Raw genomic sequence first — 11,990 nt, forward strand, 5'->3', positions numbered from 1 at the left:
AGAAAGCTATATTTTTTAATTATTTAATTAAATAAATTCCGTTAAAATATTCCATTTATATATATTATAAGTTTTCCTATTTGGACAAGTATATAACATAGTATTCCTGCTGATGGTATAGTTATTACCCATGATAATCCCATATCTTTTGCAACACTCCAATTCACCCTTTTAAAACTTTTTTGAGATCCTGTTCCCATAATTGAGCTTGCCATTACTTGTGTTGTACTTACAGGAGCATGAAGATTGGTTGCAACTGCTAAAACAATAGCTGACCCTATTTGTGCCACAAATCCACCAAGAGCATCTATTTTAGTGACCTTACTTCCCATAGTCTTAATTATTCTTTTTCCTCCTCCCATAGTTCCTAATCCCATAGCAGAAGCACATGCAAATATAACCCAATTAGGAACATTAAAAGCACCTAAAAAACCCCCACTTACTAAAGACATTGTTATTATCCCCATAGATTTTTGAGAATCATTTGCACCATGATTCAAAGCAATTAAGGCTCCTGAAAATATTTGAGATTTTTGAAAAAACTTATTTGTTCTTCTAGGATTTGCATTTTTAAATACTAGTTTTAAAATATAAATTAATATATACCCTACTGTAAAACCTATTATTGGAGATAAAAATATCCATATAACAAATTTGTTAATTAATGTCCACCAGCCAACTTCTTTAAAGTTATTTGTCATTGCTATGGCTCCACCTACTAATGCTCCTATTATAGCTCCAGTTGAACTCGTTGGAATTCCAAAATACCACGTGAACATATTCCATATTATAGATGCCAATAATACACATACAATTATCCAAAGAGGCATTTTTGTACCGTCTACAATTCCATCTCCTACTGTTTTAGCAACAGCTGTGCTGGTAAAAGCTCCTATGAAATTGAATATAGCACACATAGCTATTGCTTTTCTAGGACTTAATGCTCTTGTAGCTATTGTTGTTGCCACAACAGTAGCAGTATCATGAAATCCATTAGTAAAATCAAATATTAAAGCAAGAATAACTATAATTATCATTAATATTAAAGTACTACGCATGCTTTGTTACCACTCCTCCTATGATATTTGCAACATTTTCACAAGCATCTAGAGTATTTTCAAATACTTGATATATATCTTTCCACTTAATCACATCTAGAACTTCAATATTTTTATTCCTAAATAGAGAGCCTACTACTTCTCTAAAAAATAAATCTCCTTCATTTTCTATTTTGTTCACTTCAATTATTTTTTCATTTATTATTTTTCCCTCTTTAGACTTATTCATATATGACAAAGAAGACATAAGCACTTCTATTTCCTCTGTTGCTCTAATTACTAAATTTATAAATATTTTTGATTCTTCAGTTGATGAAAGTATATTAAACATAACAAATCTATGAACTATAGTTTCTATATTATCTATTATGTCATCCATTCTTTTAGTAACCATATAGATATCTTCTCTATCTATAGGAGTAACAAAACTATTATTTAGTAGTTCTATAATAGAATGAACTATTTTATCCCCTTTATTCTCTATTTCTTTTATTTGCTGTACATATATAGTTGAATTTTCTATATCATTAATATATTGATTTAATACCCTTGCTCCTTCTACTATATTGCTAGCTTGTTCTCTAAGTTTTACATAAAACTTATCTTCTTTCCTATTTCCATTAAACATATTATTCAACTCCTAAAATTTTAATATATTTTAGTTTGAGTATTTTAATAAAAAAAATACAATATTTATATAAAAGAAAAAACACTAGGTCAGTTTTCTATAAACCCAGTGTTTAAATTATTTTTTATATTAAATACAGCTACTTTTTTAATAAAATCTATTTTTTTATTCTACCTACGTCTGTATTATCATGTTTTCTATCATCAAGTTCTTTTATTGGATGTGCCCCTTCTTGGAATCTATAATCTTCACCATTTTTATCTATGTATTTTTCTATTACAGTATGGCTAACAACTTCATCAAGATTATGGTTAACCTTTTCTTGATATTTATAAAAATCTGAATCCTTATCTAACTTTGAAACATCTATATAATCTTCTTTGTTAGCTGTTACATTTGCTGTTTTTATTACTTCTCTTACATAATCCTTATTTGATTTTAATTCAAGTATTTCAGGGAATGTACCATCTGGTATAACTTCTTGCCATTCTCTACCTTCATACTTTTTAAGTAATTCTGCAGCCTTATGCAAATGACCTACCTCTTGCATAAAACTTTCTTCCCATATTTTCTTAATATATTCATCAGTTTCTGTTTTATAACAAGAATAATAAAGATATGCTTCAGTATAATCGTGCATTAATAACTCTTCTAACCATGTACATCTAGTGTCTTTAAGACTTCCATACTGAGTAACATGTTCTTCTTCAACTAAGCCAATTTCTAAATACAATTTTCTTCCTATATCGTTTTTATATAACGAACTTACATTCATATAATAGTTCATTGTTTGTTGTTCTGCTGCTGTTATTATATTTATATTTAATTTTGTTAATAAATCTGCACTCTTAAAATCAACAAATCTTTCAATAGTATCATGCGGATGTCTATGATGAGCAATAGTTGGTCTTGCTGGCATTATTTCTGTGTAATGTCCAACAAGTTTTTCAGCTTTAACCCCTTCATCCATTTCTAATAAATCTGCATATCTATATAGATGGTCAAAATCTTCAAGAAGTGCAAAATCTAGAGATGCCTTTACATATTCATCTTTTTCCCTCTTAGCTAAAGCACAAGTTAAATCTACAGCTAATTGTTCATAGCTTATTGTTGTTTCTAAAATGGATTCATTTAAAGGTCTTAAATTACTTATTTTCATTTGTTGTTGTTTTTCAATTCTTCTAGTTGCAGCTATGGCTCTTCTTAAATCATTATCTGGGCAATGTCTTGAAAATTGATGCGCAAACCAGTTTGCTTCAAATTCTGTACCATTCATTAAAATTATACGTGTTTTAGTGTAAGGATCTACTTCCTCTGTATTATATTTCTTAGGATATAATTCTCCCCAACTTTGAAATGAAGATTCTAAGTCCATAGGTTTTTCTTCAAATGGATTCATAAAATATTCCAACTCCTTTAAATTTATTCATATAATTTAAGTTACCCAATGAAAATGAATTTAATCCAAAATTTATCTTTCAAATAACAATTAGTTTTATTTGTATTAGTAAATTTAAATTCTCTGAATTTAATATTTTACTTAGTTCTAAAAATGATTACTTTATATATTACTTTAGTAACTATTTTTTCTCTTATAGTTTTCATATAATAAATTCATAAGCTAAGACAAACATTACAAATACTAGTCTTTACAATAACTTAAATAACAAAAGGAGAAAAATATGAGTAATAACTATACACCCATTTTAATTGCTTTAGCTGCTATAGTATATATACTATATGCTCAATATAGAGAAAAACCTGTTAAGGGAAGGTCATATATCATTGCCCCTATAATTTTTATATTCATAGGTTATAATGATTTAGAAAATTTACATGGAAATTTAAATAACTACATACCTGTATTAGCAGGTTTATGTATTCTCTTCTTAATTATAGGAATGATTTCTGGATTCTTTATAAAGTTTTATAGAAAAGAAGATGGAATTCTATATCAAAAGGGAGGTATAATTTCTGCTATTTTTATATTATTAGGATTGTCTTTAAGAGAAGTTTTTAGATTTTCTTTAATGCATACATCCTATGCTTTATTAACAAAAGGAGCTCTTTTAATAGTTCTTTTATTAGGTTTTCAATATGCAGGAAGAAGTCTTATAGCTATTTACAGAGAACCAAGCATAATGGAACAATTTAGAGAAAATAGACATAATAAAAGAAGATAACATTAAAAAACACTAGGCTTAAATTTATAGACCTAGTGCTTTTTTAATGTTTTATTACTTAAGATTTTTATTAAAGAATATAGTAAGTTTTTCAAGAGCTGGATTTACATATTTAGGTATATCATACATATCAACATGTGTTGCTCCTTCTATTAAGAATAATTCCTTATCCTCAGATGCCGCTTTTTCATATGCTTCTTCACTAAACATTAAGGTATCTGCTTCTGCTCCAGCAATTATTAGTAATGGTTGAGTTAATAATGTGTCAAGATTACTAAAAGCTGAGAAAGTTAGAATTTTTTCAACACTTCTAAATAAGAAACGATTTGTTGAATTTGGATGTTGTGCTCTTGATGTTCTGTAATAATCGTAAGCTTCTCTCATTAAAGTAGTTGTATTTTCATCAATTTCTTCTAATGAATTTGGTACCCATGGAATGTATTGTAATTCTGCACCATTAGCTTCAGCTGTTCTTTGAGTATTAGCTGCTTGAATTGTTGCTAAAGAAGCCTCTTTTCCTTGAGCTCTAAATAATCCTCCAACATCAACTGAACTAATTCCTGCTACAGCTTTAATTCTATGGTTACTTTGTGATGCATTAATTGCATATCCACCACCAGCACATATACCTAAAACTCCAATGTTATCTACATCAACATAAGGTAATGTTGTAAGGTAATCTACGGCGCAATGTACATCTTCTACTCTTTCTGAAGGATCTTCTAATAAACGAGGTTCTCCTCCACTTTCGCCTTGGTAAGATGCATCAAATGCTAATGTTATAAATCCTTGTTTTGAAAGATTTTCAGCATATAATCCAGATGTTTGTTCTTTTACTCCACCACCTGGGTGTACACATACAATAGCAGGATATTTTCTACTTTCATCCATTCCTTCTGGTAAATAAAGATTTCCAGCCATATCAATATTATTATGTTTAAATTTTACTGATTTCATCATTTTTATATACATCCTCTCTATATGAATATATTTTTTAAATTGCTTTTTAATTTTAGAATCATCATTTCTGAGTTCTTTTTAATATCCTTTATATAATTATAAAAGATAAATACCCTCAAGTAGTTTATTACTCTTATGTATATTATATTAAATCATAAAGAGAGTTCCTTCAATAACCAGATTTCAACATCAGAGTATTAATACTCATTTCTTTTATTTTGTATATTAACTAAAAAACTTATATATATTATTGAAATTCAGATTTCAATGCCATCATACAAATGGTTTAACGATTTAAGCATATAAATTAGGTAATTTTTTCTCCACTAATGCGATTTAAAAATAAGATATTTTAAATCCAACTAATGCAGTACTTCATAGTACTTTAAAAGTAATTTTAATAATTTATAAAGAAAACTGTATTCAAAAAGTAATTGTATTCTCTAAAAATCACCTTTATACTAAATTATGTAACAAATGAAAATTTTAATGAGGTGCTTATAATGGGAAAAGGCAAAAAAATATTAATAGGTCTAATATCTATAATTATAATATTAATTATTATAATTGTCGGAGTTTATTTCGTATCATTTAGACCTAAGGTAGAGACAACCCCTGTAAATGGAACAGTACAAGTTAACACAGTAGCTATTGCTAAAAAGTTTATTCCATCAGATATTAAATTAAGCAAGGATGGAGTAAGTGCTACATCAAATGTTAAACTTAACTCAAGTGAACTTACAAACTTAGCAGCCTATGCAGTTTCTAAATCACCAACTGCAACTAAATATATTACTGGATTAAAGGTTGCAACAGATAATAACAATAAATTAGTTGTTTATGTAACAGGTAAATTAAACAACATTCCATCACAAGCTAAAATTGATTTCAGTGTTAAGCCAGAAAATGGATCTGCTGTCCTTCATTATGATGGTGGTAAAATTGGATTCTTATCTATACCTAAAAGCTTAATATTTGATAAGTTAAGAAGTAATGATTATATCCATGTTGATAAAAGTAATGGTGATATAACAATTAATCCTCAAGAGATTAAAGGATTAAATATATCTAATATCTCTGTTAATAAATCAGACTTAGATATTCAATTAAATGAAAAAATAAAATCATTATAAACTAAAATTTAATAAAACACTAAAAGGCTACATTTATTAAAAAATGTAGCCTAATAAAATTCAATTTTTAACTTTAAGATTATATTCTGATGTTATTATACTTCCAACTATAAATCCAGAAATTATTAAAAATAAAAAAAAAGATATATAACTTACTATACACATTATTAAATTTATTGTAATCAAACTAAAAATTAGTAAATAGTTAGGAGATTGTCCCCAAGCAGTACTATCTGTAATATAACTAAAAAAAATTTTCCCATTAATTATAATTAAGGTATATAAAAATCTACATATAATGCTAAAAGCACTTGATATAGCTCTACTTTAAGTTTTTATAGTTATAAGTAGAATAATACTTGAATGAAAAGCTATTATAAAATATTGAGTTATAAATCTTAATATAATATGTTTAAAAACTAAATCAATATTTTTACTTATAAATAATGATCCTATTATAGCAACACTGTACCATCCTACTAAAAATATAAATGCTCCGATGAAAATTACTAACATTTTTGAAATAAAAAACACTTCTTTTCCTTATATTATGTAAAAAATATATATATTAAACCGTTTTTATGTTTTAATTATCATTTAACTTATTTAAAAACACAAAAGCATGCAATTCTTATTTTTATTATAATATATAAAAAAATTATATTTAAGGTGTAATAAAGAATAATAAGGTACAAGGGGTATAAATCTATTCTTTATTCACATCTAAAAACATACTTATTTTACATAAAAAATTCATTTTTAATTCTTAAAATAGTATATAATTTAATTAATACTTTCAAAATAACAAATATAATTATAATGATGAAAGAGGTGTTTTAATGTCTTTAACAAAAGAGCAAATAAAAAATACACGAGAAGAATTTCAAAAAAATATAAAACTTTCGGGACTTTCATTAACTCAAATTGCATTAGACTTGCACACTGATGTCTCTACACTTAAAAATATTATCGACTTAAATACAACTTCTATTGAAAATCCTTGGATTTTAAAAAATTATTTGAATAATAAAATTAAAAACTTAAATAAAACTCCTATTCCATTTTCAGTATTAATAGGAGACTATCATAATTATTGGTTTTTAGATAGTATAAAAATTGATGAAGGAAAAATTCTTAGGTAATCATTAACTACTTAAGAATAAAAATTTATAAGGAGATATATAATGAATAACACTATAATAAAAAATATTAGAGTATTTGATGGAAATAAGCTTTCAGAAGTAAAGACTATTTATATAAAAGATGGATTAATTTCAGATAAAATAACTGATGGAATTGTAATAGATGGACAATTTAACACCCTGATTCCAGGTCTCATTGATTCTCATATTCATCTTAGTAGTATTAAAGATCTTGAAAATGCGTCAAACTGGGGAATAACTACAATGTTAGATATGGCTACCAATTCACCTAATTTAGTTAATAGCCTTAAAAACAAAACTAATTTAACAGATGTTAGAAGTTGTTATTATCCTGCTTCAGGTAAAGGTAGTATACAAATATCTAAAATGGGGTTTCCAGAATCATCAGCTATAACAACAAAAGAGCAAGCAATTAATTTTATTGAAGAACAAATATCTTTTGATGCTGATTATATAAAAATAATACTTGAAGATCCAAAAATAATGGGCTCAGCTGCTTTAACTCCAGAAATCGTAAAAATATTAGTTGAAGAAAGTCATAAAAGAAATAAAAAAGTACACTGCCATGCTACAAGTATATACGCATACGAACTTGCAGTTGCCTCTGATGTAGATGTAATTTCCCATACCCCAGTTGAACAAGTAATTTCCTCTTCTTTAGCTAAAACTATTGCTAATAAAGGTATTATTGTAATACCAACTATGATCATGATGGAAGGAGTTATTAATTCTAATAAAAAAATAAGTACTCATAAAAATATGAGTTTTCAAAATGTAGAATTAACCGTTAAAGAGCTAAAAAAAGCAGGTGTTCATATTGCAGCAGGAACTGATGCTAATAGTGCTGAAGGGTCATTTTTCACACTACCACACGGCAAATCACTTCATGATGAATTAAAATTACTAGTTAAAACTGGATTCTCCCCTATAGAAGCACTTAATAGTGCAACTATTATACCAGCAAAATTTCTTCAATTATCAGATCGTGGAAGTATTGAAATTGGAAAAAAAGCAGATTTAGTTATAATTGAAGGTGATCCAACAGTAGATATTGAGGTATCTCAAAATATAAAATCTATATGGATATCAGGAAAAAAAATCAAATAAAAATTTAAAGAATATATAATAAAAAGAGTCATATTAAGTGGCTTTTTGAGACTCTATATAGATTTGTATAAGTTTAGATAATGAAGATTTTGAAAGAATCAATTATAGAAATGGTGAATTCAAACCTATGAAACTTAAAATAATTTCACCTTGTTGTATTTTAATAGAAAAACACTAAGTTTATTAATTTTAAACTTAGTGTTTTCGGTATTTTATGGTACACCTAGTGAGATTCGAACTCACGACCTTTGGATTCGAAGTCCACCACTCTATCCAGCTGAGCTATAGGTGTATAGGTAAAATTTTCATTTTAAAAACTTTAGAAAAAAAAAGAGATAACAAAAAGTCATCTCTTGTTGGAGCGGGTACCGGGAATCGAACCCGGGTATCCAGCTTGGAAGGCTGGTGTTCTACCATTGAACTACACCCGCATATTGGAGCGAGAGACGGGACTCGAACCCGCAACATTCACCTTGGCAAGGTGACGCTCTACCATTGAGCCACTCCCGCAGAACTGGTGCAGATGAAGGGAGTCGAACCCATACGCCTAGGGCGCTAGATCCTAAGTCTAGTGCGTCTGCCAATTTCGCCACATCTGCATCATAAAAGTTATTAAATTGGTGGCTCACCGGGGAATCGAACCCCGGACACCATGATTAAAAGTCATGTGCTCTACCGACTGAGCTAGTGAACCATTTGGCTGGGATAGCAGGATTCGAACCTGCGCATGACGCAGTCAAAGTGCGTTGCCTTACCGCTTGGCGATATCCCAATATGGGGTGAACGACGAGACTCGAACTCGCGACAACCAGAGCCACAACCTGGCGCTCTACCAACTGAACTACGTTCACCATATGGTGTACCTTTAGGGATTCGAACCCCAGACCCACGCCTTAGAAGGGCGTTGCTCTATCCAGCTGAGCTAAAGATACACGTTATATTTTATACTCTTCTTTGAGTTTTATGGAGCGGGTACCGGGAATCGAACCCGGGTATCCAGCTTGGAAGGCTGGTGTTCTACCATTGAACTACACCCGCATAATATTTAAAATGGTCGGGGTGACAGGGCTTGAACCTGCGACCTCATGCTCCCAAAGCACGCGCGCTCCCATCTGCGCCACACCCCGATATGGTGTACCTTTAGGGATTCGAACCCCAGACCCACGCCTTAGAAGGGCGTTGCTCTATCCAGCTGAGCTAAAGATACACATTTTTCAGTTGTTCTCTCGAACACCTTAGTTATTCTATCAAACTTCTAAGTTTATGTCAAGAAGTTTTTTTGGAGCGGGTACTGGGAATCGAACCCAGGTATCCAGCTTGGAAGGCTGGTGTTCTACCATTGAACTACACCCGCATAATGTTTAAAATGGTCGGGGTGACAGGGCTTGAACCTGCGACCTCATGCTCCCAAAGCACGCGCGCTCCCATCTGCGCCACACCCCGATAAACATTAAGTGTTGTTGTCGAATTCGTTTTTTATTTGTTTCGCTCTCGACGACAATAGTTATTCTACACTATACTATCTACTTGGTCAATAGTTTTTTTAAAATTTTTTTCAAAAAAAAGAGTTAACTTCTGTTAACCCCTTATTTTAAGCCATTTATAGAATATATTTTTTTATAATTTTCTTATTTTTATGTTAATATCATTGTTTTTTATCTCTATTATTCCTATAGATTTACTACCATCTCTTGGTAAAGATGCACTTCCTGGATTCATTATATATAAATTTTCTACTCTTTCAATTTGTTTTATATGACTATGACCATATAGTGCTACATCTACATTTAATTCTCTTGCTTTAAAATATAAATTATTTAAATCATATTTAACTCCATAATTATGTCCATGTGTCAAAAAGAATCTTTTCCCTTCTACTTCAACAATCTTATCATCTAGTGCAGGAACTCCTATATCACAATTACCTTTGACATAATGAACTTCTCCCTGAAAGTTTTTAGCTAAATATAAAGCATCTTTAACATTATCACCTAAATGAAAAATCATATTAGCATCTTTTACTTCACTTAATATCCTATCTAACACACTAGTATTATAATGTGTGTCACTAACAACTGCTATTATCATTTTATAATCCTCCGTATTTCAATAAAATAAACTAAGACTTTTAATTTACATAGAGTTAAAGCTTCATTGGAATTTTACCTATAATCAAAAATTTTCTTTTTATATTAATTTATCTATTTCTGATTTTATTTTTTCTAGAGCTTTTCCTCTATGACTTATCTTATTTTTTTCTTCACCTGTCATTTCAGAAAATGTTTTATTATATTCTTCTATAAAGAATAAAGGATCGTAACCAAATCCTGCCTTTCCACTTTCCTTTTCTGTTATTATTCCTTCAACTTCACCTCTTACCGCTATCTCTTTACCTAAATCATTGATTAATGTTATTACACATACAAATTTAGCTTTACGGTCTTCCCATTTAACGTTTTTTAATTTTTCTAACAGCTTCTTGTTATTTGCATCATCATCTCCATGTGTACCACTATATCTAGCTGAAAATACTCCTGGTTCTCCATTTAAATAATCAACTTCTAATCCTGAATCGTCAGCAAGAACAATAAAATCATTTTTTCCATTCTTTAAAAGGTACTCTTTTATTTCAACAGCTTTTTTTCTTGAATTAGCTCCAAAAGTTAAACCATCTTCAACAACATCTATATCTATTCCCTCTTCTTTTAATGACCTTACCTCTAAGTCTACTTCATTTAATACACTTTTAATTTCCTCAATCTTTTTTTTATTATTACTTGCTACTATTAGTTTTTTCATTTTAATTCTCTCCTGTTCCAATTCTTAAAGCATCCATCTTCAAGCAATTTTTTTCTATTTCAATCATTTGTTTGCATCCTTTTTCAGCATAAATCAATAATTCATTTAACATCTCTCGTGAAAAAGGTTTTTCCTCTCCAGTTCCTTGTATTTCTATGAACTCTCCCTCATCAGTCATTACAATATTCATATCAACTGATGCTTTTGAATCTTCTTCATAACATAAATCAACAAGTACTTCACTATTAACTATACCTACACTTATAGCTGTAACAAAGTTTCTTATTGGATAAACTGAGAAATTTTTTCTTTTGTGAATTTTATTTATGGCATCAACTAAAGCTATAAAAGCTCCTGTAATTGATGTTGTTCGTGTTCCTCCATCTGCTTGAATTACATCACAATCTATCCAAATTGTTTTCTCTCCTAAAGCCTTCAAATCAACAATAGAACGTAATGACCTTCCTATTATTCTTTGAATCTCCATGCTTCTTCCATCTACTTTTAGTTTACTTATATCTCTTTGCTTTCTATTTTGAGTACTTCTTGGTAACATATTATATTCTGCTGTAATCCAGCCTTCACCTTTCCCTTTTAAAAAAGCAGGAACTCTATCTTCAATGGAAGCTGTGCATATAACCTTTGTATTTCCAACCTCTATTAAAACAGACCCTTCAGCATACTTAGTAAAATTTCTTGTTATTTTAACAGGCCTAACTTGATCTACTTTTCTATTATTTAATCTCATGATAAATTCACCCTCTTTTTCATTTAAATACCCTAGTTTATCTAAAAATTTATTTACTTACTTTCTATATATAAGGAACTAATTATAATTTAATACAATAATTAGAAATATATTACTAGTATATGATTTATTACTATATTTATCAATGTAGTATTTTTTCACCATAACCTTTTTAATGGTAATATTTGATAATTTATTTCATATTATATTA

12 protein-coding genes and 13 tRNA genes are annotated in these 11,990 nt (G+C 29.1%); 4 read left to right on the forward strand and 21 right to left on the reverse strand.

Annotation, left to right across the window (positions count from 1 at the left end):
• Nucleotides 1–41 precede the first annotated feature (41 nt).
• The 3 genes from ARA19_RS13735 to ARA19_RS13745 all read right to left on the reverse strand — a co-directional run bounded on the left by ARA19_RS13735 (nt 42) and on the right by ARA19_RS13745 (nt 3,085).
• Entirely contained in the window at nt 42–1,058 is a 1,017-nt protein-coding gene (locus ARA19_RS13735; protein ID WP_055071522.1) for an inorganic phosphate transporter, read from the reverse strand.
• Complete coding sequence (locus ARA19_RS13740) at nt 1,051–1,686, reverse strand: DUF47 domain-containing protein (protein ID WP_055071523.1); 636 nt, start codon at nt 1,684–1,686, stop codon at nt 1,051–1,053. The genes ARA19_RS13735 and ARA19_RS13740 overlap by 8 nt, the downstream gene beginning before the upstream one ends.
• 157 nt (nt 1,687–1,843) lie before the next feature.
• The gene (locus tag ARA19_RS13745; RefSeq protein WP_055071524.1) at nt 1,844–3,085 is read right to left on the reverse strand and encodes a hypothetical protein; all 1,242 of its coding nucleotides are present in this window, start codon (nt 3,083–3,085) and stop codon (nt 1,844–1,846) included.
• A gap of 283 nt (nt 3,086–3,368) precedes the next feature.
• Between ARA19_RS13745 and ARA19_RS13750 the strand changes: the two genes are divergently transcribed.
• Nucleotides 3,369–3,869, forward strand: coding sequence for a hypothetical protein (locus ARA19_RS13750; RefSeq protein ID WP_055071525.1), 501 nt, complete (start codon nt 3,369–3,371; stop codon nt 3,867–3,869).
• A gap of 54 nt (nt 3,870–3,923) precedes the next feature.
• Here ARA19_RS13750 and ARA19_RS13755 read toward each other — a convergent pair whose 3' ends face one another.
• On the reverse strand, nt 3,924–4,829 hold the full coding sequence (locus ARA19_RS13755; RefSeq protein ID WP_055071526.1) for an alpha/beta hydrolase: 906 nt from the start codon (nt 4,827–4,829) through the stop codon (nt 3,924–3,926).
• A 503-nt stretch (nt 4,830–5,332) separates the two neighbouring features.
• On the opposite strand from ARA19_RS13755, the gene ARA19_RS13760 reads away from it, so the two are divergent.
• The gene (locus tag ARA19_RS13760) at nt 5,333–5,962 is read left to right on the forward strand and encodes a cytochrome c oxidase assembly factor Coa1 family protein (protein ID WP_055071527.1); all 630 of its coding nucleotides are present in this window, start codon (nt 5,333–5,335) and stop codon (nt 5,960–5,962) included.
• Between the two features lie 327 nt (nt 5,963–6,289).
• Here the strand turns inward: ARA19_RS13760 and ARA19_RS17895 are convergent, their stop codons facing one another.
• Complete coding sequence (locus tag ARA19_RS17895) at nt 6,290–6,478, reverse strand: hypothetical protein (protein ID WP_147574401.1); 189 nt, start codon at nt 6,476–6,478, stop codon at nt 6,290–6,292.
• Between the two features lie 323 nt (nt 6,479–6,801).
• On the opposite strand from ARA19_RS17895, the gene ARA19_RS13770 reads away from it, so the two are divergent.
• Both ARA19_RS13770 and ARA19_RS13775 read left to right on the forward strand, forming a co-directional pair.
• Nucleotides 6,802–7,104 (forward strand): DUF2316 family protein, encoded by a 303-nt coding sequence (locus tag ARA19_RS13770; RefSeq protein WP_055071529.1) that lies wholly within the window; start codon nt 6,802–6,804, stop codon nt 7,102–7,104.
• Nucleotides 7,105–7,146: 42 nt separating this feature from the next.
• A complete protein-coding gene (locus ARA19_RS13775) occupies nt 7,147–8,232 on the forward strand; it encodes an amidohydrolase family protein (protein ID WP_055071530.1) in 1,086 nt (361 codons plus the stop codon).
• Nucleotides 8,233–8,447: 215 nt separating this feature from the next.
• On the opposite strand, the gene ARA19_RS13780 is transcribed toward ARA19_RS13775, so the two are convergent.
• From ARA19_RS13780 to rph, 16 genes are all read right to left on the reverse strand, one after another.
• Nucleotides 8,448–8,524: transfer RNA gene (locus tag ARA19_RS13780), tRNA-Arg, on the reverse strand.
• A gap of 65 nt (nt 8,525–8,589) precedes the next feature.
• Nucleotides 8,590–8,663 (reverse strand) — tRNA-Gly (locus tag ARA19_RS13785).
• A gap of 4 nt (nt 8,664–8,667) precedes the next feature.
• Nucleotides 8,668–8,742 (reverse strand) — tRNA-Gly (locus ARA19_RS13790).
• Between the two features lie 5 nt (nt 8,743–8,747).
• Nucleotides 8,748–8,831 (reverse strand) — tRNA-Leu (locus tag ARA19_RS13795).
• A gap of 19 nt (nt 8,832–8,850) precedes the next feature.
• A tRNA-Lys gene (locus ARA19_RS13800) sits at nt 8,851–8,926 on the reverse strand.
• A 3-nt stretch (nt 8,927–8,929) separates the two neighbouring features.
• Nucleotides 8,930–9,004 (reverse strand) — tRNA-Gln (locus tag ARA19_RS13805).
• A 3-nt stretch (nt 9,005–9,007) separates the two neighbouring features.
• Nucleotides 9,008–9,083 (reverse strand) — tRNA-His (locus tag ARA19_RS13810).
• Nucleotides 9,084–9,087: 4 nt separating this feature from the next.
• Nucleotides 9,088–9,164, reverse strand: a tRNA-Arg gene (locus ARA19_RS13815).
• Between the two features lie 32 nt (nt 9,165–9,196).
• A tRNA-Gly gene (locus tag ARA19_RS13820) sits at nt 9,197–9,270 on the reverse strand.
• A 13-nt stretch (nt 9,271–9,283) separates the two neighbouring features.
• Nucleotides 9,284–9,359, reverse strand: a tRNA-Pro gene (locus ARA19_RS13825).
• A gap of 3 nt (nt 9,360–9,362) precedes the next feature.
• Nucleotides 9,363–9,439: transfer RNA gene (locus ARA19_RS13830), tRNA-Arg, on the reverse strand.
• A gap of 73 nt (nt 9,440–9,512) precedes the next feature.
• A tRNA-Gly gene (locus tag ARA19_RS13835) sits at nt 9,513–9,586 on the reverse strand.
• A gap of 13 nt (nt 9,587–9,599) precedes the next feature.
• Nucleotides 9,600–9,675, reverse strand: a tRNA-Pro gene (locus tag ARA19_RS13840).
• Between the two features lie 174 nt (nt 9,676–9,849).
• Nucleotides 9,850–10,320 carry a metallophosphoesterase gene (locus ARA19_RS13845; RefSeq protein ID WP_055071531.1) on the reverse strand — a complete coding sequence of 157 codons (471 nt, stop codon included), beginning with the start codon at nt 10,318–10,320 and terminating at the stop codon, nt 9,850–9,852.
• A 99-nt stretch (nt 10,321–10,419) separates the two neighbouring features.
• The gene (locus ARA19_RS13850; RefSeq protein WP_055071532.1) at nt 10,420–11,031 is read right to left on the reverse strand and encodes an XTP/dITP diphosphatase; all 612 of its coding nucleotides are present in this window, start codon (nt 11,029–11,031) and stop codon (nt 10,420–10,422) included.
• Nucleotide 11,032: 1 nt separating this feature from the next.
• On the reverse strand, nt 11,033–11,779 hold the full coding sequence (rph, locus tag ARA19_RS13855) for a ribonuclease PH (protein WP_055071533.1): 747 nt from the start codon (nt 11,777–11,779) through the stop codon (nt 11,033–11,035).
• Nucleotides 11,780–11,990 lie beyond the last annotated feature (211 nt).

It is taken from the genome of Clostridium massiliamazoniense, from assembly GCF_001403635.1.
GTDB classification, from domain to species: Bacteria; Bacillota; Clostridia; order Clostridiales; family Clostridiaceae; genus Sarcina; species Sarcina massiliamazoniense.

What these genes read in the sequence shown, in the direction of transcription:
- ARA19_RS13735 (WP_055071522.1), bottom strand. Translation starts at nt 1,058, where the DNA reads ATGCGTAGTACTTTAATATTAATGATAATTATAGTTATTCTTGCTTTA.
- ARA19_RS13740 (WP_055071523.1), bottom strand. Translation starts at nt 1,686, where the DNA reads ATGTTTAATGGAAATAGGAAAGAAGATAAGTTTTATGTAAAACTTAGA.
- ARA19_RS13745 (WP_055071524.1), bottom strand. Translation starts at nt 3,085, where the DNA reads ATGAATCCATTTGAAGAAAAACCTATGGACTTAGAATCTTCATTTCAA.
- ARA19_RS13750 (WP_055071525.1), top strand. Translation starts at nt 3,369, where the DNA reads ATGAGTAATAACTATACACCCATTTTAATTGCTTTAGCTGCTATAGTA.
- ARA19_RS13755 (WP_055071526.1), bottom strand. Translation starts at nt 4,829, where the DNA reads ATGATGAAATCAGTAAAATTTAAACATAATAATATTGATATGGCTGGA.
- ARA19_RS13760 (WP_055071527.1), top strand. Translation starts at nt 5,333, where the DNA reads ATGGGAAAAGGCAAAAAAATATTAATAGGTCTAATATCTATAATTATA.
- ARA19_RS17895 (WP_147574401.1), bottom strand. Translation starts at nt 6,478, where the DNA reads ATGTTAGTAATTTTCATCGGAGCATTTATATTTTTAGTAGGATGGTAC.
- ARA19_RS13770 (WP_055071529.1), top strand. Translation starts at nt 6,802, where the DNA reads ATGTCTTTAACAAAAGAGCAAATAAAAAATACACGAGAAGAATTTCAA.
- ARA19_RS13775 (WP_055071530.1), top strand. Translation starts at nt 7,147, where the DNA reads ATGAATAACACTATAATAAAAAATATTAGAGTATTTGATGGAAATAAG.
- ARA19_RS13845 (WP_055071531.1), bottom strand. Translation starts at nt 10,320, where the DNA reads ATGATAATAGCAGTTGTTAGTGACACACATTATAATACTAGTGTGTTA.
- ARA19_RS13850 (WP_055071532.1), bottom strand. Translation starts at nt 11,031, where the DNA reads ATGAAAAAACTAATAGTAGCAAGTAATAATAAAAAAAAGATTGAGGAA.
- rph (WP_055071533.1), bottom strand. Translation starts at nt 11,779, where the DNA reads ATGAGATTAAATAATAGAAAAGTAGATCAAGTTAGGCCTGTTAAAATA.